This is a genomic window from Pseudomonas sp. GW823-FHT06E10 (assembly GCF_058794995.1).
Genome location: NZ_JBXAHJ010000011.1, coordinates 70,178 through 90,712, shown reverse-complemented (window position 1 = coordinate 90,712; position 20,535 = coordinate 70,178). Strand labels below are relative to the sequence as shown.

21 protein-coding genes are annotated in these 20,535 nt (G+C 59.9%); all 21 read right to left on the bottom strand.

The window, feature by feature from the left end; genetic code table 11:
- Positions 1–9: 9 nt before the first annotated feature.
- The 21 genes from fliL to AC1Q6Y_RS18520 all read right to left on the bottom strand — a co-directional run bounded on the left by fliL (position 10) and on the right by AC1Q6Y_RS18520 (position 20,520).
- Positions 10–513 (bottom strand): flagellar basal body-associated protein FliL, encoded by a 504-nt coding sequence (gene fliL, locus AC1Q6Y_RS18620; RefSeq protein WP_492624951.1) that lies wholly within the window; start codon positions 511–513, stop codon positions 10–12.
- A gap of 233 nt (positions 514–746) precedes the next feature.
- Positions 747–2,099 carry a flagellar hook-length control protein FliK gene (locus tag AC1Q6Y_RS18615; RefSeq protein WP_492624950.1) on the bottom strand — a complete coding sequence of 451 codons (1,353 nt, stop codon included), beginning with the start codon at positions 2,097–2,099 and terminating at the stop codon, positions 747–749.
- Positions 2,100–2,199: 100 nt separating this feature from the next.
- Positions 2,200–2,550, bottom strand: a complete 351-nt coding sequence (locus AC1Q6Y_RS18610) for an Hpt domain-containing protein (protein WP_090453835.1) — start codon at positions 2,548–2,550, stop codon at positions 2,200–2,202.
- Between the two features lie 30 nt (positions 2,551–2,580).
- Complete coding sequence (locus AC1Q6Y_RS18605) at positions 2,581–4,287, bottom strand: ATP-binding SpoIIE family protein phosphatase (RefSeq protein WP_492624949.1); 1,707 nt, start codon at positions 4,285–4,287, stop codon at positions 2,581–2,583.
- Positions 4,288–4,292: 5 nt separating this feature from the next.
- Positions 4,293–4,592: an STAS domain-containing protein gene (locus tag AC1Q6Y_RS18600; protein ID WP_057715884.1), complete on the bottom strand. Its 300-nt coding sequence runs from the start codon at positions 4,590–4,592 to the stop codon at positions 4,293–4,295.
- Positions 4,593–4,749: 157 nt separating this feature from the next.
- Positions 4,750–5,199, bottom strand: coding sequence for a flagellar export protein FliJ (fliJ, locus tag AC1Q6Y_RS18595; protein WP_057715885.1), 450 nt, complete (start codon positions 5,197–5,199; stop codon positions 4,750–4,752).
- Positions 5,200–5,205: 6 nt separating this feature from the next.
- Complete coding sequence (gene fliI / locus AC1Q6Y_RS18590; RefSeq protein ID WP_057715886.1) at positions 5,206–6,564, bottom strand: flagellar protein export ATPase FliI; 1,359 nt, start codon at positions 6,562–6,564, stop codon at positions 5,206–5,208.
- Entirely contained in the window at positions 6,554–7,351 is a 798-nt protein-coding gene (gene fliH, locus AC1Q6Y_RS18585) for a flagellar assembly protein FliH (protein ID WP_492624948.1), read from the bottom strand. Before fliH ends, fliI begins: the two co-directional genes overlap by 11 nt.
- Before the next feature lie 4 nt (positions 7,352–7,355).
- Complete coding sequence (gene fliG, locus AC1Q6Y_RS18580; RefSeq protein ID WP_007983391.1) at positions 7,356–8,375, bottom strand: flagellar motor switch protein FliG; 1,020 nt, start codon at positions 8,373–8,375, stop codon at positions 7,356–7,358.
- Positions 8,368–10,155, bottom strand: coding sequence for a flagellar basal-body MS-ring/collar protein FliF (fliF, locus tag AC1Q6Y_RS18575; RefSeq protein ID WP_057715888.1), 1,788 nt, complete (start codon positions 10,153–10,155; stop codon positions 8,368–8,370). The genes fliG and fliF overlap by 8 nt, the downstream gene beginning before the upstream one ends.
- A gap of 16 nt (positions 10,156–10,171) precedes the next feature.
- Entirely contained in the window at positions 10,172–10,498 is a 327-nt protein-coding gene (fliE, locus tag AC1Q6Y_RS18570) for a flagellar hook-basal body complex protein FliE (protein WP_057715889.1), read from the bottom strand.
- A 234-nt stretch (positions 10,499–10,732) separates the two neighbouring features.
- Positions 10,733–12,118: a sigma-54-dependent transcriptional regulator gene (locus AC1Q6Y_RS18565; RefSeq protein WP_429521408.1), complete on the bottom strand. Its 1,386-nt coding sequence runs from the start codon at positions 12,116–12,118 to the stop codon at positions 10,733–10,735.
- 5 nt (positions 12,119–12,123) lie between these two features.
- Entirely contained in the window at positions 12,124–13,317 is a 1,194-nt protein-coding gene (locus AC1Q6Y_RS18560; RefSeq protein ID WP_492624976.1) for a sensor histidine kinase, read from the bottom strand.
- Positions 13,318–13,445: 128 nt separating this feature from the next.
- Positions 13,446–14,921 carry a sigma-54 dependent transcriptional regulator gene (locus AC1Q6Y_RS18555; protein ID WP_046037712.1) on the bottom strand — a complete coding sequence of 492 codons (1,476 nt, stop codon included), beginning with the start codon at positions 14,919–14,921 and terminating at the stop codon, positions 13,446–13,448.
- 171 nt (positions 14,922–15,092) lie between these two features.
- Positions 15,093–15,389, bottom strand: a complete 297-nt coding sequence (gene fliT / locus AC1Q6Y_RS18550; RefSeq protein ID WP_056721566.1) for a flagellar protein FliT — start codon at positions 15,387–15,389, stop codon at positions 15,093–15,095.
- Between the two features lie 11 nt (positions 15,390–15,400).
- Positions 15,401–15,796: a flagellar export chaperone FliS gene (gene fliS / locus AC1Q6Y_RS18545; RefSeq protein WP_090453820.1), complete on the bottom strand. Its 396-nt coding sequence runs from the start codon at positions 15,794–15,796 to the stop codon at positions 15,401–15,403.
- 129 nt (positions 15,797–15,925) lie between these two features.
- Positions 15,926–17,362, bottom strand: a complete 1,437-nt coding sequence (gene fliD, locus AC1Q6Y_RS18540) for a flagellar filament capping protein FliD (RefSeq protein WP_340315029.1) — start codon at positions 17,360–17,362, stop codon at positions 15,926–15,928.
- Positions 17,363–17,445: 83 nt separating this feature from the next.
- Entirely contained in the window at positions 17,446–17,799 is a 354-nt protein-coding gene (locus tag AC1Q6Y_RS18535; RefSeq protein WP_057715894.1) for a flagellar protein FlaG, read from the bottom strand.
- 72 nt (positions 17,800–17,871) lie between these two features.
- Complete coding sequence (locus tag AC1Q6Y_RS18530; protein ID WP_057715895.1) at positions 17,872–18,723, bottom strand: flagellin domain-containing protein; 852 nt, start codon at positions 18,721–18,723, stop codon at positions 17,872–17,874.
- A 241-nt stretch (positions 18,724–18,964) separates the two neighbouring features.
- Positions 18,965–19,231, bottom strand: a complete 267-nt coding sequence (locus AC1Q6Y_RS18525; protein ID WP_057715896.1) for a hypothetical protein — start codon at positions 19,229–19,231, stop codon at positions 18,965–18,967.
- Positions 19,228–20,520, bottom strand: coding sequence for a motility associated factor glycosyltransferase family protein (locus tag AC1Q6Y_RS18520; protein WP_057715897.1), 1,293 nt, complete (start codon positions 20,518–20,520; stop codon positions 19,228–19,230). Before AC1Q6Y_RS18520 ends, AC1Q6Y_RS18525 begins: the two co-directional genes overlap by 4 nt.
- Positions 20,521–20,535: the final 15 nt, after the last annotated feature.

Here is a 20,535-nt window from a genome sequence, read left to right as displayed (position 1 = left end):
GTCGTGTTCCTACTGCAGTACGAAATTAGTGAAAAGCAACTGTTCGATCACCACTTTACCGAGCTCTTTCTGCGCCACTTCCTGGACACTGGCGGTAGCTTTCTGCCGCAGCATTTCCTGGCCGACCGGCGAGGCGAGGGTCGCGAAGTCCTGCCCGGAGAACAGCATCACCAGGTTATTGCGGATCACCGGCATGTGTACCTTGAGCGCCTCCAGATCCGCCTGGTTGCGCGCGAGCATGGTGATGCTCACTTGCATGTAGCGCTGGCGACCGTTCTGGTTGAAGTTGGCCACGAAAGCCGGCGCCATCGCCTCGAGAATCGCTGGCTGCTTGCCGACAGGAGCGGTTTGTTCCACTGCGGCGGCAGGCTTGCTCTGAGCGCTGTGCATGAAGTACCAGGTCGCCCCCACGGACACACCGATCGCCAGCAGCAGGGCCAGCACGATCACGATAATCAGCTTGAGTTTGCCTTTGGTTGCGGGGTCTTTTACTGCTGCGTCGCTCTTCGCCATGCCAATAATCCGTCACTATTCGGGTTTTCACAGTCGCACGGCAAGGCAAGAGCAAGTGTTATGCCAGAAGTATCGGGAAGAGCTGGGCGGACCGGCTTCGATCGGAAGATCACCACGAAGCCACTGTGGGAGCGAGCTTGCTCGCGATGGCATTTTAACAGTCAACATTTTCATCGACTGTTACACCGCTATCGCGAGCAAGCTCGCTCCCACAGGGTTAGGTGTTCGTTTGGTCAGGCGTAGTAATCGACCGCGCTGGAGCCGATCACGCTGGTGGTATTGACCGCCGCTTCAGCGACGCTTGGGGTGATGTCATCATCCATTGAATCGAGGCGACCGCCGCTGGCACTGGTCCGCCCGCTCTGACCTTGCCGGGCTTGTTCCTGCCCCTGCTGCGAACCACGGGACTGGTCCGAAACGTTGACATCGACCTGCCCCATGCCCTGCTGCGCGAACATGTCGCGCAAGCGATGGACCTGCCCATCCAGCGCCTCACGGACGCCCGGATGCGCACTCATGAACGTGACCTGGGTCTGTTGATCGGGAACCATGTTCACCCGAATGTCCAGACGCCCGAGCTCAGCGGGCTGCAACTGGATGTCCGCCGCCTTGAGATTGGCGCTGGACAGGTACATGACCCGGTTCACCACCTCTTCGGTCCACCCGCTCTGGTGCATGGCGATCGGCTGGTTCACCGGCAAGGCATTGGCTGTCTTCGATGTGGCCGCCTGGGTCAGCGCTGCCAGACGGTTGGCGAAATCATCGACACGGGTGTCGCTGCTGGCGGACTTGAGATCCTTCAGGCCGTCATCGATCAAGCCGCTGAAAGCCTTGTCTTCACCCGGGCTGGTGTCGCTCTTGTCACCCTTAACATCCAACAGGGTCGCCATGCCGGCGGCAAAATTTTGCTCTGGCGTCAGCTCTGCGTCAGCCTGGGCTTGCGCCTGTGTCGGTGCAGTCTTGGGTTGTGCCTGGCTGGAAGCCGATACGTGACCGCCCTGCTCCATCGCCAGGCGCACCGCCGGCAATGCGTCGAGCGGATCGGTCGAGGGATCGAAATCGCCCTCGGCAGTGGCCAGCGCTGGAGCGAGTACAGCCGTAGCCGTTGCCGTAGCGGCAACCGGCGCATCAACGACAGGTTGCACGGTGTCGACCATGGCGGGGGCTACCGGTGCCGATACGATGGATTGCAATGAAGGATCAAGCGCCGGATCCAGCAGTGCGGCATCAACGACCGGAGCCGGGGCGGCATCTGACGCATCATCGCCAGCGACCTTGTCGCCAGCCTGCACCGAACTCTCGGCAGGCAAGGATTTGCCGCCATCGGCAACCACCGGTTCCTCGGCGGCAGACTTGTCGTCACCAGCGTCTTTGGTTCCGGCAACATCGCTGGTTTTGTCGCGACCCGGCTTGAGCGACGCATCCGCCAACGCAGTGGGCTTGCTTTGCGCCTGATCGGCGTAGACATCAGCGAAGCTTGCGGCCTTGCCCCCGGGCTCAGAGGTCTGCGCCGGAGGATTGGCGGAGCCAGCTTGAGTCTTGGCCTGCCTGGAGGCCTGAAACAGAATATCGGGGGTAACGGGCATGAAACGGTCTCCGCTGCACGGGGCTCGTAAGTACAGTTGGATGAGTTGACTGCAAAGGTCGAGCCAGTTTCACTCGAAGAGGACCAAATGCAGCGTGTGCTCAGATTTTCGCCGGGCAACGCTGTCGTTCAGCTTCGTACAGAGGCCGGATACCGGCGAACTCGCGATCGATTTCGCCGACCAGTTCCTGAACGGCGGTGCATGGCAAACTTCTGGCCTGCAGCTCAAGTTGATGGCACAGCTCGGTCAGCCTCAGGGCGCCCATATTGCTGCTGCTGCCCTTGAAGCTATGGGCGGTTTCAACCAGCAGTGCAGCACTGTCAGCCGTTCTCAAGACTTTCAGGCGCTCTTCGGAGTCCGCAAGAAAGATATCCAGCAGATCCGGATAGCCCCCTTCCATCACTTCCTGCAATACGCTCAGCACGTCGCGATCCACATGTGTGTCGTCCACTTGCTCACTCCTTGATCAAGAATGCGCGGATTATGCCAGAGCCTCCCAGATAAACTCCACGCGTGCACTTCGACCATTGTCGCTCCAGCGGGCATTACGCCCCAACTGGCGGATCAGACTGACCCCTCGCCCCGACAGGCGGACGTCTTCCAAAGGTCTTGCGATCACCCGCTCGACATCGAAACCCTTGCCGCTGTCTTCGATGTGAATGGTCAGGCAACCGCCATCGTCCGTTGGCGTCACCTGCAAATGCAACCGTACATAACCATCCAGCAGCTCGTCCAGCCGGGTATTGCGCTCTTGATAATATCGCGCAAAACCCGAGGCATCGCGCTTGAGACTCGAATCCAGCCCCAGCACGCCATGCTCCAGCGCATTGGAGTAGAGCTCCGCCAGCACGCTGTAGAGCGCACCGCTCTGAGCCCGAAGACCATGGACCTCAAGCAACAACTGCAACAGATAGGGTAACGGATTGAAGCGCTTGAGCGTGGCGGCGCGAAACTCGAAACTTACCGACCAGTCCAGCGGGCAGGACTGGCCGCTGTCGGAGTAGACCAACGCCGGCGGAGTGATTTGCGTCGACTCCAGCAGGCTGACTTCGACCATGCTGACATCGTCACGCGCTTCACCGCCGAAATGACGCAGCGCCTGCTCGATCTCTTCGAACAGCGCATTCGGATGCCGATTGGCGGCAAACACTTGCTGCAATCGCTGCGCGCCAAACAGTTGATCATTGGCGTCGCAGGTATCGATCACCCCATCGGACAGCAGAAACACCCGATCCCCGAGGGCCATGGGATACACGTCGGTACGCTCATCGAAGGATTCCGGGCTCAGCACACCCAAAGGCAGGTTCCGCGCAGGCAGAGGCGTTCGCTCGCCACTGGCAACGCGATGCAGGTAACCGTCCGGCATGCCGCCATTCCAGACTTCCACCGAACGACGCTGAAAACTCAGGCACAGCAACGTGGCACAGCAGAACATGTCCACCGGCAGGATGCGCTTGAGCTTGGCATTCATCTCGCGCAGGATTTCCGCCAGGCCATAGCCCTTGGCGGTCATGCCGTAGAAGACCTCGGCCAAGGGCATCGCACCCACTGCCGCTGGCAAACCGTGGCCGGTGAAATCGCCCAGCAGCACGTGCATGTCTCCGGCCGGGGTGAACGCGGCCAGCAACAGGTCGCCGTTGAACAGCGCATAGGGCGATTGCAGATAACGGATATTCGGAGCGGCATTCAGGCAGCCGGAGTGCGCCACCTTGTCGAAAACGGCCTTGGCCACACGCTGCTCGTTGAGCAGGTAGTCGTGGTGCCGGGCGATCTGGTCACGCTGTTGCAGCACGGTGTCCTGCAAGCGCCGCAAGCGATCCATCGCCTTGATCTTGGCTGCGAGGATCACCTGGTTGTAGGGCTTGGCCAGAAAGTCGTCACCGCCGACTTCCAGGCAACGGGCCAGGGCTTCGCTTTCGGACAACGACGTGAGGAAGATGATCGGCACCAGGGTTTCCCCAGCCAGAGCCTTGATCTGCCGGGCCGCCTCGAAGCCGTCCATCACCGGCATCAGCGCATCCATCAACACCAGGTGCGGTGATTGCTGGCGAAACACCTCGACCGCTTCGGCACCGTTGGCCGCCGTCAGCACTTCGTGCCCCTGGCGGCGCAGAATGCTCGACAACAGCAGGCGATCGGCGGCGCTATCCTCGGCAATCAGGATCGTCAGCGGCTCCAGTGGCTGCATGGCAATCAACTGATGTCGAACAGCTTGTCGAAGTTGGAGATGGCGAGGATCTTGCGCACGTCGGTACTGCTGTTGACGACGCGGACATCGGAGTCGTCGCCACCGGCGTGATCACGCAGCAAAAGCAGCATGCCCAGCGCCGAGCTGTCGAGGTAAGTGGCGTCTTTCAGGTCGACCACAACCGCCGATGGCTGTTTATCTTCGTAGGACTGACGAAACTCCTGATGCTTGGCGAAATCGAATCGTCCCTTGACCGATATCGTCAGTTTTTGCCCATCCGGAGAGAGTTCTGTAACGACTGACATTTCATGGCTTCCTTGTCATTGGTAAACCCGCTTGCACAAGGTTTAGCATTTGGTAGAGGTTGGAGCAAGGCGGTAGGTTGTGGTGACTGTCGGATCGTTATCGCTGTAAACCTGACATCCCCGTGCGCTCACAGGTTCATCGCGAGCGAGTTCGCTCCTACAGGTGATCCTGCCGTGGCAGGCGTTGGGACAATTCATCCAACAGTTTTTGTTCGCGCCGGTCTTCAAGCGCCCGCGCCTCATCGGCATAGCGCTGAACCAGCTTGCGCAAGCCTTCGACCCGGGCAAACGCCTGCTGCCAGGTGTCCCGGGCCTTGTTCAGGTTGTTCTGATGCCAGGCCAGGCTTTGCCGCTGCTGGTCGATGGCCGTGCCCAGTTGCGCGAGAAAGCCCTGATAGCCCAGCAACCATTGGCCCGAGACGCCGCCGCTGCCGCGCACGATCCATTGCTCCTGATAATCGAGGCGGAAGGCTTCAAGGTCGGCGAGTTTGCTTTCAGCCAAACGCACTTGCCCCTGAAAGTGCCCCAGGCGCTGGACTGCGGTTTTCTCGGCCTTTTCGGCCATTTCCACCACGGGGGCCAGGCGCCCTGCCCGAGTCTGGGCCATGGCCGGTTAGCCGCCCGCCGCGGGCGCGAAGATCGACGCGAGGTAAGCTTCGCTTTCGCCCAGGCTGATGCTGTCGTTGAGCCCCTGGCGCAGGTATTTGACCAGCTGCGGCTGCAAGGAAATCGCCAGGTCGGTCTCGCGGTCGCCGCCAGCGACGTAGGCGCCGACGCTGATCAGGTCGCGACTCTGCTGATAGCGCGACCACAATTGCTTGAAATACTGCGCTCGCATCATGTGCTCCGGCGACACCACCGCCGGCATCACCCGGCTGATGGATGCCTCGATATCAATGGCCGGGTAATGACCTTCCTCGGCCAGTCGCCGGGACAGCACGATGTGCCCGTCGAGCACGCCCCGCGCCGAGTCGGCAATCGGGTCCTGCTGGTCATCGCCTTCGGACAGCACGGTGTAGAACGCGGTGATCGAACCACCACCCTTCTCGGCATTACCGGCCCGCTCCACCAGTTTCGGCAGCTTGGCGAATACCGACGGCGGATAACCTTTGGTCGCCGGCGGCTCGCCGATGGCCAAGGCGATTTCCCGCTGGGCCTGGGCGAAACGGGTCAGCGAATCCATGAGTAACAGGACGTTCTTGCCCTTGTCGCGGAAATATTCGGCGATGCGCGTGCAGTACATGGCGGCGCGCAGTCGCATCAGCGGCGCATCGTCCGCCGGGGACGCCACCACTACCGAACGCTTGAGCCCTTCTTCACCGAGGATGTGCTCGATGAATTCTTTAACTTCACGCCCCCGCTCACCGATCAGCCCGACGACGATAATGTCGGCCTCGGTAAAGCGCGTCATCATCCCCAACAGCACGGATTTACCGACACCGGTACCGGCGAACAGGCCGAGCCGCTGGCCGCGGCCGACCGTCAACATGCCATTGATGCAACGGATGCCCACGTCCAGCGGTTCGCTGATCGGTTCGCGCTTGAGCGGGTTGATGGTCGGGCCGTCCATTGGCACCCAGTCTTCGGCCTTCATCCCGCCCTTGCCGTCCAGCGCACGACCGGCGCCATCCAGCACCCGCCCGAGCATGCTCATGCCCATGGGCAGGCGACCGGTATCGGCCAAGGGCACCACTCGGGCACCGGGCGCGATGCCGGCGACACTGCCGACTGGCATCAGGAAGACTTTACTGCCGGAGAAGCCCATCACCTCGGCTTCGACCTGCATCGGGTGATAGCTGTCGTCGTTGATGACCATGCAGCGGCTGCCCATGGCGGCGCGCAGGCCTTCGGCTTCAAGGGTCAGGCCGACCATGCGTAGCAGGCGGCCTTCGAGGATCGGTGCGCCCTCCAGTCCCGTGGCCTCGGCATAGCTGCCCAGGCGCTTGGCGAAACTGGTGCGTTCAAGGCGCATCGGGAACATCCTGAGCCGGTGCGACCGCAGGCTTACTTTCGATCGGCAGTTCCAGGCTCAGGTCCGGCGCGGCCGGGTGCAAGGCCTGCTCGTGCAGCTGATCGAACAGCTTGTCCATCACCCGCGCGACACGGGTTTCGACCGTGGCGTCGATGCGGCTGTGTTCTGTCTCGACCCGGCAACCGCCAGGCAACAGCGCTTCGTCCTCGACGATGCGCCAGGTTTCTTCATGACGTTCGCGCAGGGCTTTGACCTGTTCGAAATCCTGCGGATTGATGTACAGCCGCACATTGCCCACGCCCAGCGGCAAGAGCTTGAGCGCCTCGCGCATGACGTGTTCGATCTGCGTCGAGTCGATGGCCAGTTCGCGCTGAATCACCTGTCTGGTGATGTGCTGCACGAGGTCGACCAGGGACTTTTCAATCTCGGTGTCCTGTTCGGCAATGGGCTCGAGCAGGTGCGTCATCAGTTGCTCCAACGCCGCAATCTTGGCGGTCAGGGCCACCTCGGCCTCCTGACGGACCTTGAGCGTGGTGCTGTGGAAACCTTCCTTCTCACCCACCGCGAAGCCTTCGTTATAGGCTTCCTGGCGAATGCTTTCGAGCTCTTCGAGGGTCAGTGGCTGGACTTCCTCCAGCGGCACTTCCTCCATTTCCGGCGGTTCGGGTTCAGGCTCAGGTTCCGGCTCGGGTTCCGGCGGGTCGAAACTGGGCAGTGCCCAGGTATCGAAACCACTGACATCCCTGGCCCGGATCAGGTCAGTGGGTGCATCATCATTCTTGACCATGGTGTTAGATCATTTCCTCGCCGCCCTTGCCGCCGAGAACGATTTCCCCGGCTTCGGCCATACGGCGGGCGATGGTGAGGATTTCCTTCTGCGCGGTTTCCACGTCGCTGACGCGCACCGGGCCCTTGGCTTCCAGGTCGTCGCGCAACAGTTCGGCGGCACGCTTGGACATGTTCTTGAAGATCTTCTCCTTGACGCCTTCGTCCGACCCTTTGAGGGCCAGCACCAGCACATCGGAGGACACCTCGCGCAGCAGCGCCTGAATCCCACGGTCGTCGACATCGGCCAGGTTGTTGAACACGAACATGAGGTCTTCGATCTGACCGGACAGGTCTTCGTCGACTTCGCGGATCGAGTCCATGAGCTGGCCTTCGATCGAGCTGTCGAGGAAGTTCATGATGTCCGCCGCGCGTTTGATGCCACCCAGGGTAGTGCGCGAGGCATTCGAGTTGCCGGAGAACTGCTTCTCGAGAATCTGGTTGAGCTCTTTCAGGGCCGCTGGCTGTACGGTGTTCAGCGAAGAGACCCGCAGGATGATGTCGAGCCGCACCTTGTGGTCGAAGTTGCCGAGCACTTCACCGGCCTGGTCCGGATCGAGATACGCCACCACGATCGCCTGGATCTGCGGGTGTTCATAACGGATCACGTCGGCGACGGCGCGCGGCTCCATCCACTTCAGGCTGTCGAGGCCGCTGGTGTTGCCACCGAGCAGGATGCGGTCGATCAGGCCGTTGGCCTTGTCTTCGCCAAGAGCCTGGGTGAGCATCTTGCGCACATAGTCGTCGGAGCCGACGCCCAGGCTGGTCTGGTCGCCGACGATATCGACGAACTCGCTCATCACCTGTTCGACCTGCTCGCGGTGCACATTACCCATCTGGGCCATGGCCACACCCACGCGCTGAACCTCTTTGGGGCCCATGTGGCGCAGCACCTGGGCAGCGTCGGTGGACCCCAGGGACAGCAACAGGATTGCGGCTTTGTCGACCTTGGACAGTTTGGCGGCAACGGCTCGGTTATCACTCATCTGCGTTAATCCACTCTTTCACGACCTGGGCCACACGACCCGGGTCTTCTGCCACCAGACTCTTGATTGCGTTCAACTGAGCGTCATAGCCTTCGCTCGGGCTCGGCAACAGGATGCTGGTCGGGCCACCGAGGCTGACACGGTCGTTGGCCAGTTCGCCATCCAGACCGCCCATGCCACCCAACTCGACGTCGCTGCCGATACCGGCCAACTGCTTGCCCTTGCCACCACCGGTAATATTGTTGAGCACCGGACGCAGCACACCGAATACCAGCACCAGAATGAACAGCACACCCAGCACTTGCTTGACGATGTCCCAGAACCACGGCTGGGAGTAGAACGGAATTTCGGCAATCGCTTCACCGCGCTCGGCGGAGAACGGCATGTTGATCACGCTGACGCTATCACCACGGCTGGCATCGAAGCCGACCGCATCCTGAACCAGGCGAGTGAAGCGCGCCAATTCATCGGCGCTCCATGGCGCACGGGTGGTTTCGCCGCTGGCCGGATTGATCTTGACCTGATCATCGACCACCACCGACACCGACAGGCGATTCAACCGGCCCTGCTGCTGCTTGGTGTGGCTGATGGATCGGTCGAGTTCGAAGTTCTTGGTCGATTGTTGACGCTTGTCCGCCGGGTACGGAGCGAGCATCGGCTGACCGGTGGCCGGGTCCATGATTTGCTGGCCATTGGCATCAACCAGCGGTTGGCCCGGCTGCACCATGCCGGCTGCACCCGGAGTGCCGCCGGTGGTTTGCGGCGCGGAGGCCGGCGCTGGAGGCTGGTTGCTCAAGGCACCCGGCACGCCTTGCGGGCCATTGCTGGCGGTACGTTGTTCGTTGACCGACTGCTCGCTGCGCAACGCCGGTTGATCCGGGTTGAATTGCTCGGAAGTCGATTCGACCGCACTGAAATCCACGTCGGCCGAGACTTCGGCCTTGTAACGGTCGTTGCCCAGCACCGGCTGCAGGATGTTGTGCACGCGCTGAGTGAGCATGCTTTCCATGCGACGGCTGTAGTCGAACTGCTTGCCAGCCATGGTCAGTTCGGAGTTTTCCGCCTGATCGGAGAGCAGGTTGCCCTTCTGGTCGACCACGGTGATCTGCGATTTGCTGAGTTCGGGAACGCTGGTCGCTACCAGATTGATGATGGCAACGACCTGGCCTGGCTCGAGGGAGCGACCGGAATAGAGTTCAACCAGAACCGAAGCGCTCGGCTTGCGCTCGTCGCGCACGAACACCGAACTTTTCGGGATCGCCAGGTGTACGCGGGCACCCTTGACGTTGTTCAGGCTGGAAATGGTGCGGGCCAGTTCGCCTTCGAGGCCGCGACGGTAGCGGGTCGCTTCCATGAACTGGCTGGTGCCAAGCCCCTGCTCCTTGTCGAGGATTTCAAAACCGATGTTACCGTCGCTGGGAGTGACACCAGCGGCCGCGAGCTTGAGCCGCGCTCGGGACAGGTCATCGGCCTTGACCAGCAAGGCACCGGAATTGGGTTCGACGGTGTACGGGATATCGGCGGAGGCCAGGGTATCCATGACCTGCTTGGCGTCCATGCCGGCAAGACTGCCGTACAGAGGCCGGTAGTCCGGTTGCTGGGACCACAACACCACGGCAAAACCAATCGCCACGCTCGCCGCCAGGCCGACCAACAGGCCCACCTGACGCAACATGGTCATCTCGGAGAGGTTTTCCAGGAAGGACAACCCGAACAGCGGCGGTTTGCCGTCTATTGGAGTGGCCTTGGCCGGAACGTTATCGGCGACTGCTTCTGCCATGACTCAATCTCGTCCTTTAAACCGGCATCTGCATGATGTCTTGGTAGGCCTGAACCAGTTTGTTGCGCACCTGGGTCAATGCCTGGAAGGACACGCTGGCTTTCTGCGATGAGATCATCACGTCTGTAAGATCGACGCCGCTTTTGCCGATTTCGAACGCACTGGCCAACTGCGTGGAAGCCTGTTGGGTGTCGTTCACTTTATTGACGGCCTGACCGAGCATGTCGGAAAAGCTGCTGCCCGACACTTCAGGAACGGCAGTCGATTTCGGCGCAGACATGGCATCCATTTGCATGGCGCGCATATCCAGCATCAACCGATTGAATTCAATACCTTGGCTCATGGTTTCTCTCTTTGACGACCCGCAATTTTTTGACACTCACTCGGCGGGTCATGAGGTGTTAGCAACAAGGGTGCCAGCTCCATGGCCTTGTTTCACAAAAGCCCTTCTCATCGCCGCTAGCCGCTGTAGGAGCGAGCTTGCTCGCGATGAACTGAAGAACGCCGCGTTTATCCTGACGCCCCGCATTATCGTTAACGACCATCGCGAGCAGAGCTCGCTCCTACAGGAACAGGATCAGGTGGCGAACAGATAGGCTTCCACATCCATACCGGCATCGCGCATTTGCGCCAGCTTGTAGCGCAGGGTCCGCGGGCTGATACCCAGGCGCTCGGCCGCCTCTTTGCGACGACCGCGCTCGGCGCGCAGGGTATCGATGATCATCTGGAATTCTCGGCGACGCAGATCATCGCCCAGCGCACCGGCCGACTCGGCCTCGACTTCCACTGGACGCACCGGCGCCTGCGCCAACGCAGGCAATGGAGCGCAAGCCACCGGCCCGGCCAGGCAGAAATCCTGCGGCTGGATCAAGCCACCCTGCTGCAGAATCAACGCTCGCTGAATCGCGTTGTCCAGCTCACGCACGTTACCCGGCCACGGATAAGCGATCAGACACGCCTGGGCCTCGGGGGACAATCTGGCCGGTGAATGCTTCATTTTATTGACGTGCCTGGCCAGCAGACGCTCGGCCAGCGGCAGGATGTCGGCGGTACGCTCGCGCAACGGACGCCAGGCCAGGGGAAACACCGACAGGCGATAGTAAAGATCTTCACGGAAGCGCCCCGCTGCCACTTCACCCGCCAGGTCGCGATTGGTGGTGGCAACCACGCGAATGTCCAGCGTGATCGGCTTGCGCGCCCCAACCCTTTCGACCTCACGTTCTTGCAGTACGCGCAGCAATTTGGCCTGGAGCCCCAGGGGCATTTCGGAAATTTCGTCGAGCAGAATGGTGCCGCCGTCGGCCTGCTCGAACTTGCCGGCTTGCGCGGCAATGGCACCGGTGAAGGAGCCCTTCTCGTGCCCGAACAAGGTCGCTTCGAGCATGTTGTCCGGGATCGCCGCACAGTTGATCGCAATGAATGGCTGATTGGCGCGATGAGAATGCTGATGGATGTAGCGCGCCAGCACTTCCTTGCCCGTGCCCGACTCACCCGAGATCAACACCGTGGAATCGCTGCGTGCGACCCGCGCTGCCAATTCGAGCAACTGCGCGCTCGCCGGCTCGAATGCTATCGGCCCTTCACCCTCAGCCAGGCCGAGACTACCCAGGGCATGACGCCCCACCAGATCGAGCAACGCCTTGGGCTCGAAAGGTTTGACCAGATAGTCCACCGCACCTTGGCGCATCGCATCGACCGCACGCTCGACCGCGCCGTGAGCCGTCATCAGCAACACCGGCAATTGCGGCTGCCGCGCTCGCAACAGGCCCAGCAACTGGTGGCCGTCCATACCCGGCATGTTGACGTCGCTGATCACCAGGCTGAAGGCCTCGCCGCCGACGGCAAGCAACGCCTCCTCTGCCGAACCCACCGCCTTGTAATCGTGCCCCGCGAGCAATAGCGTATCGGCCAGCGCCTCGCGCAACGCGCGGTCGTCCTCGACCAGCAGAACCTTGATACCCATCTGTGTCACTCCGCTCCTTGAGCGCTGCTGAACAACGGCAGGATAACCTGCGCGCAAGTGCCGCGACCGAGTTGCGAGCGCAACTGCAATTGTCCCTGATGAGCACGCGCCACTGCCTTGACCACAGTCAGGCCAAGACCTGTGCCAGTGGCCTTGGTGGTAAAAAAGGGTTCGCCCAATCGCGCCAGAACGGCGGCATCGATACCGGAGCCACTGTCGCTGACGCACAGGTGCAGGTAATTGCCGCGGGTATAGAGGTGAATCTTGAGGCGCAATGGACCGGCACTGGACTGAATGGCGTTCTCGATCAGATTGAGGATCGCACCGACCAGGGTGTCGCGATTGCACAGCAACTCCCCCGAATGACTGTCGCACTGCCAGCGGATCGGCAGATCCTGTACGTGGGTCAGCGCTGCCGCTTGCAACGATTGCATCAACTGAGCGGGCGTCACGCGATCGGTCAGCGGCAACTCGCCCCGGGCGAACACCAGCATGTCGCGCACCTGGTGCTCCAGCTCGTGCAGGCGCTCCTTGAGGCGCCCGGCAAAGCGCTGCTGGGTAGCGACCGGCAGCTCTTGCTCGGTCAAATGACTGGCATACAGCAACGCGGCGGACAACGGCGTGCGTATCTGATGAGCCAACGAAGCGACCATGCGCCCCAACGACGACAGCCGCTCATGACGGGCCAGTTGATCCTGCAGGTGACGGGTTTCAGTCAGGTCGTTGAGCAACACCAACTGGCCAGGCTCGGCGTCCAGCGAGCGCGTGGCGATCGACAGGCGCCGACCATCCTTGAGGGAGACTTCATGACCATCGTCTTCGCGCGGCGCAAAACAGCGGGCAATGACGTGGCGCCACAATTCACCTTCCAGCGGCAACCCCAGCAACTCGCACGCCGCCGGATTGGCTTCGCGCACGATGCCCTGGGCGTCAATGACGATGACGCCGCCGGGTAAGAGATCAAGGAGGTTTTGCAGGCGGTTGGCCAGGCGTTCTTTTTCCGCCAGCTCCTGCATGCGCTGGGCACTGACCACTGCCAATTCACCCTTGAGCTCGGTTACCCGGGCTTCAAGCATGCTGTAGGAATCGGTCAACTGACTGGACATCTGGTTGAACAGCGCAAATGCCTGCTCAAGGCCAAGCTGGCTCGCCAGCTCTACGGACGACGGTTGCCCCGAAGCATCAAGGACAGGAGACATCTGGGCGGCTTGGGGCATCGTGCTCTCTCGCTTGGCTGACCGTCAGTGAAACGGAACGTTGCGAGGGACGTAGCAATACCCGTGCCTAAAAAAAATTTCTTATAAATGAACGAGTTGAAAAACAGGCGTCAATCATCCGCCTGCTCGTCTCCATCACGACGGCTCATGCCGTACTTGCGCATCTTTTCCACCAGCGTGGTACGACGAATACGCAGGCGCTCGGCCGCGCGCGCCACAATGCCGTTGGCATCATCCAGCGCCTGCTGGATCAGCCCCTGCTCCAGACCACCGAGGTAGTCCTTCAGGTCCAGACCTTCCGGAGGCAACATGGCATTGGCGGTAAAGTCCTGGGTATGGCCGTTGATGGCCACGCGCTCTTCCAGATCGCTGCGCAGGCTGTCGACCATTTGCTCGTCTTCATCGTCGACGTAGCGGAATTTCTTCGGCAACTCGACCACGCCGATCACGCCGTATGGGTGCATGATCGCCATGCGCTCCACCAGGTTGGCCAATTCGCGGACGTTGCCCGGCCAGCCATGACGACACAGCGACATGATGGCCGCCGAGTTGAAACGGATCGAACCGCGCTTCTCGTGCTCCATGCGCGAGATCAGCTCGTTCATCAGCAGGGGAATGTCTTCGACGCGCTCACGCAGCGGCGCCATCTCGATCGGGAACACATTCAGGCGGTAGTACAAATCTTCGCGGAAGGTGCCGATCTCGATCATGCTTTCGAGATTCTTGTGGGTCGCCGCAATGATGCGCACGTCGACGCTCTGGGTCTTGTTGCTGCCCACGCGCTCGAAGGTGCGCTCCTGCAACACGCGCAGCAACTTGACCTGCATCGGCAGCGGCATGTCGCCGATTTCATCGAGGAACAGGGTGCCGCCGTTGGCCAGCTCGAATCGACCGGCGCGGCTGGTGATCGCCCCGGTGAAGGCGCCCTTCTCATGGCCGAACAATTCGCTTTCCAGCAACTCGGCCGGAATCGCCCCGCAGTTGACCGGCACGAACGGCGCTTCGCGGCGCTTGGAATGGTAATGCAGGTTGCGCGCAACCACTTCCTTGCCGGTGCCGGACTCACCGAGGATCAGCACGCTGGCATCGGTGTCGGCGACCTGCTGCATCATCTGGCGGACGTGTTGAATCGCCCGGCTGGTGCCGACAAGGCTGCGGAAAAGATTGGGCTCGCGATGACGACCGCGCTCGCGGGCCTGGTCGTACATCTCGCGATAGACCTGGGCACGGTGCAGCGAATCGAGCAATTTGCTGTAGCTGGGCGGCATTTCGAGGGTCGAAAGCACTCGCCGACGCTGGTCTTCCGGCAGGTCAATGGAAGAATTATCGCCCATTAACAAAACCGGAAGGAACTCATCCCATGTCGAGAGTGTCTTAAGCAAGCCCAGAAGTGCACCAGGAGCATTGACCGTCCCGATGAGGACACAGATCACTTCACGACTTGACGACAAAGAGCCGACAGCCTGCTGCCAGTCATGGCTACCGCAGGGTAAATTTTCTTCGCCGAGAAAATTCAAAATCACCGCCAGGTCGCGGCGGCGGACGCTATCGTCATCAATCAGCAGAATTTTGGTTTCACGCCACATGCAATAGCAACTTCCCTAGTCAACTCAATGCCCAAAATGCTGGGGCAAGCTAAACGCTTGCAGGCCTTGTATGCCTGAAGACGACTGAAATCTGGAACCAGCCACTAGTTAAGTCAAAAATCCGTGCACAGTCAAATTTATGGCGCACTTGTTTGGATTAACCGGGTTTTATTATCCAAACAGATGGTAAACCTTTGCCGCGTTCCGCGCTTGCTGGATCTGAGACATTTCATCGACTATCGCCTGCCTTTCACCCATCGCGACCTCAAGCAGCTGCTTGTAGACATACAGCAGCTCCTCAAGATTGCTGCGCAAAACCTCTTCATCCAGCGAAGCCTCGCTCATGACATCTTCCATGCAGGAACGGCAATCCAGGTCCAATTGACCGATGGCCTCCCAGTCACGCTCGGCCAAAGCACCGACCAGCGCTTCACGAGTTTGCTCTATCCGCTGCAATACAAGACTCATGGCGATCTCCCTTAGAACTGCGGACCTGGCTCAGCAATGCCGTCCCAGCCTTCTTTCACCGTGCGCAACAAGCTCGCGACCTCATCGAGAATCTCCGGATCGCTGCTGATGTTCGCCTCGGCCAGGCGCTTCATCATGTAGAGGTAAAGGCTGTCGAGTTCACCCACGGCATCGGCGCAGTTTTCAAGATCCAGGCCTTCACGCAAACCACCGATGATGCCGATCGCCTTGCTGATCGACACACACTTGCCGGGAATGTCCTTGCGCTCCAGGGCGCCTTTGGCCTGGGCAATACGGTCCAGGCCACCCCCCATGAGCATCTGCACCAAACGATGCGGACTTGCTTCTGACGTCTGGGCGTGCGCACCCACTTTTTGATACTGCCGAAGGGCTAACATTGGATTCATGTTCTACCTCATTACCACAAAGACTCGTATGACCAGTGTATCGTCCGCGAGCCAGAGAACTTTAGATCAAAAGACAAAAACCCGGCACACGCGAAAATGCGTAGCCGGGTTTTTATCGTCAGTTCACGACTAGCTGTTGGACTTCTGGGCGTTCAAGGAAGTGAAGAACGAGGTGATGTTACTCGCCGTCGCTTTCATCTGCCCGACCAAAAGGTCCATTGCGTTGTACTTGGCGGTCAACGTCTTGGTCATGTTGGCGACACGCAAGTCCAGCGCAGTCTGCTGATTTGAAAGGTTCTTGCTCACGGTCTGCAGGCTGGTATTGCGCTGGTCAAGCAACCCGCCCGTCTGCACATAAGGCTTGATTACAGTGCCCATGCGCGCCAGCAGGCCGTTGGTAGCATTGCTACCGTTGAACAACTGCTGCACCTGGCCGCTCATGCCGTTGATGGCCATCGTCTTGTTGAACGCCGTTGTATCGAACGCCAGGTTGCCAGTTTTCTCATTCGTCAGCACGCCGATCTGCGACAGAACGGCCAATGGACCGCCCGCCCCGGGAGCGGTCAGCACGCTGCGGATATCGGAGATCAGTGTGCGCGACATCGAATCACCGGTAAACGCCGCCTGAACAGTCAGGTTGCCATCGGCATCCGCTGTCGCCTTGGACAGGGAGTTGATGGTGTTCATCAGGGTGTTGTAGGAATCAACGAACGACTGGATCGACGTCTGCAAACCGGCGGTGTTGTTCGCGACGGTGACGGTCGCCGCAGCCGGCGGCGTACCCGGGCTCACGGATGTCAGGTTCAGGGTCAGGCCACTGACCGCGCCGGTAACCGTATTGCTCTTGCTGGTCACTGCCAGTCCATCGATGGTCAGCGATGCATCCACCGCAACCCCGTTGACAGCTCCTGAACTGGAGGCCGAAGGGTTGGTGCCCATCGGTTGGGTGCCGTCGATTTCAAGGCCGGCGATACCGCTGACCGTCAGGTCGGAACCCGCGCCGGTCTTGGTGGAGCTGATCACCAGACGCGATGCACCCGTGCTGTCGGTCACGATGTTGGCAGAAATACCATTACTCGCCTGTGCAGAGTTGATGGCGTCCCGGGTGCTCTGCAAGGTCGCATTGGCTGGAATCGTGACATCGTAATCAGTGCCATTCTGACTGATTTTCAAAGTACCACTCGGAATGGCACTGGCGGCACCGCCGGCAAAAGAAGCACTGGCTACTTTCGAGCTGGTGGCCAGCTTATTCACAACAACGCTGTAAGTACCGGCAACGGCGGTATTGTCGGAAGTTGCACCCAGGATCGACGGGGTACCCGAAGTTGCGGTATAGCCCGCGAACGCAGGATTGGTCTTGCTACCGAGATTGGTCAGCGCCGTCTGAAAGGCCGTCAGTGCGCTTTTCAAGGAACCGACACCGGAGATCTTCAGCGTGTTGGTTTTGGTCTGAGTATCGATCTGCGTCTGTTTCGCCGATTTGTCGGCGTTGACCAGCGCAGTAACGATCGCACCGATATCCAGGCCAGAGCCCAGGCCCGTACCCGGTAAAATTGGACTTGCCATTTTTCGTCTCCCTTCAGGTTGCTGCCACTCTTTTGACCTTTATCAGCGCCCAAAGAACGTACAAACACTATTCATGCCAGCTATCAAACTTTGGCATCGAACAATACATGGCTCGCATTGCTCAGGCTTTCCGCCAATTTGAGGGCCTCGGCGGAGGGGATCTGTCGCACGACTTCGCCCGTTTCGCTTGCAATCACTTTGACGACGACCTTTCCGGACTGCTCGTCTATCGAGAACTCCAGATTGCGCTTGATCGACTGTACAAACTTTTCGATCTGCTGCACCGCCTGCTTCAAGTGGGTGTCATCCGTATCCAGCTTCTTTTGCGCCACGGGAGTCTCGCTGGCGACTTTAGGCTTTTCCGGCGCTTTATCCGAAACGGTGCTCGCTGGCTGGGGAGCCGGATAAGACACGCCAAGCTTTACGCTCATCTCCATGCCCATCACCTCTTAACGTAAAAAGCGAGAGAGCGTGACAAGCACACTCCCCCGCCCAAACTCTTGCCGAAATTACTGAAGCAGCTTCAGTACAGCGGAAGGCAGTTGGTTGGCTTGAGCCAGAACCGAGGTAGAAGCCTGTTGCAGGGTTTGCTGCTTGGTCAGGTTCGCGGTTTCTGCGGCGAAGTCGGTGTCTTGTACACGGCCTTGTGCAGCAGTGGTGTTTTCCACGATGTTCTGCAGGTTGGAGATGGTGCTGGTCAGACGGTTCTGCGAAGCACCCAGGTTTGCGCGGGTGGCGTTGATCGATGCCAGAGCAGCGTCGATCGCGGTGATCGCGTTGTCGATGTTGGCAGACAGGGTAGCGGAAGTTGCACCAGTCAGAACAACAGTACCGCTGCCTACGGACAGGGATACGGCGTCGAACTTGGAGCTCAGTACCAGGTCGATGCGGTTAGCCGAACCAGTGTTGGCGCCAACTTGCAGTTGCATGGTACCAGCGGTACCGTCCAGCAGGTTTTTGCCGTTCAGATTGGTGGAAGCAGAGATACGAGTGATCTCGTCAGACATCTGAGCGAATTCGGAGTTGGTAGCGGTCTGGTCAGCAGTGCTGTTGGTGCCGTTACGTGCTTTAACAGCCAGTTCACGCATACGCTGCAGAATGTCGGTCGAAGCTTGCAGCGCGCCTTCAGCGGTCTGGGCAACGGAGATACCGTCGTTGGCGTTCTGCACTGCCTGATTGCCACCACGAATCTGTGCAGCCATGCGAGTTGCGATCTGCAGGCCAGCGGCGTCGTCTTTAGCGCTGTTGATTTTCAGGCCGGAAGACAGGCGAGCCATCGAAGTCGACAGAGCGTCGGTAGCACGGTTCAGGTTTTTCTGAACGTTCAGCGACGTGGTGTTGGTGTTTACTGTTAAAGCCATGACGAATTCCTCGTTGGTTGGGTACTGCGGCTTCCGGCCCTGGCAACCGCCGGGTATGGCCTAGAGAACCTTCGTATTAGTTATCGTCGGGTTGGCAGGTTGCTTGAGGGCTTTTTTTAAAAAAAATGCCATCACCCTGCCACCCCCGAGAAAACAAGGGCTTAGCGCCCCTCAACCGCGAAAAAATGACGCCATAAAACTGTCCAGCCCGAAAACGCCCGTGCCAAAGCTGTTGTTGCCCTCAGGCCGGCATGTTTTCGAGCAATTCGATCAACTCATATTCCATGAAATCGGCGAGCCCCAGCCAATCCTGGCGCTCCTGGCAGGCGAGCATTTGCCTGAGCAACGATGCCCACGCCTGTTGCACGTCCTGAGGCGCCTGCAAAAACAGGCGCTGCGCCTCATCGAACAGATCGACCATGTTCAACGCCGCTTCGACATCACGCCCCAAGCGAAACAAACCGGCGCATTGCCGGTATTCCTCGATACCTATCGCCTGATGCTTCATCGCACGAAATCCTGATTGAACTGCGTCCCGGCAATCATTGCCCCCGCCCGACTGCTGTTGAGGAAAAGGACCTGGGGATGCCTGGCAATGTAACGCTCCAGCTCGCACAGATAGCCGCGAAAATTCAACTGCGTCTTGACCTTCTGGCCATGACCATCGTGCACCCAGTATCTGGCCTGACTCACCGGCGGCCCCAGGTCACCATCGTTCCAGCCGGTGTGGGTCCGGTTCATTGGAAAGGCAAAGTCGGCACCGAAAAGCGTGATGCGCTGCGCGCCCATCTTCACCGCCAGATCCACGGCCGGGTGAATCACGCTGCCGCCCACGTTCAGCAGTGCACGGGGATGCTGTTCGCGCAACGAGGCGTAGATCGGGCTTGCGGAGTAACCACCGTAACGCTTGCCTTTCCAAGCATTGAGCATTTGTGGATCGCTCAATGGCAAGTACACCAGCGCAATATCCTCGGACGCATCACCGGGCAAGTGCAGCACGCTGATGCGCTGGTCGATGCTCACGACCAGGTCAGGCTTGATTCCGTGCTCGCGAAGGGGCTTGTAGGCCGTGTCCACACAGATGAACAGAGGTCGCGGGGATTGGTTGCGCACCGCTGCCAAGCGCTCGAAATTCCCTTCCAGGCTCGGCCCGGTGGCAATCACATAAACCTCGCGCCCGGGACAAGTGCCAAAGAGCCGAGCCACATCGTCATCGGCAAGCAGTAGTCCAAGGGTGTCCTGCAAGCGCTGCAGAATGACCGGCGACTGCGGGTCGAAATCACGATTGTTGAAACTCAAGTGCACTTCGCTGACCAGCCGATCACGAATCTTCGCACTGTGGTCATCGGCCAGCAGCATTTCGGCGGGCAAGGCAAAAAACGGCGTGAAGATGTCGGACAGATCGCCGGCGTAGAGCAATTGCACGCGCGGATCGCCCAGCCATTGGCGTTGATCGATCAGCTCCAGCACCAACAGGAAAAGCGCGCCGTTGAGAATGTGGACATAGAGTTTTTCAAGCCCGGCGCGTTCCAGCAAAACCGCAGGCAAATCGCCGAAGCCGGTGCCGTAAACGTGCAGCTGTGGCTTGTCGAGCGGGAGACTGGCGGCCTGCAGGCGGGCCTCGCGCAGACGACCATGACGGCTGGTGAGCTGGATGCCACCCACACACAGCGTCGAGTCCCGCCCCTCGATCAGGTCGACCTCGACGGCCAGGCGGTCTTCCGTTTTCAATCGCGCATACAGCGACGGCCAGCGACGCTGGATAACCTGAGCATTGTCTTCAAAGCATTCGCTCATGCTACCTCGCATTCC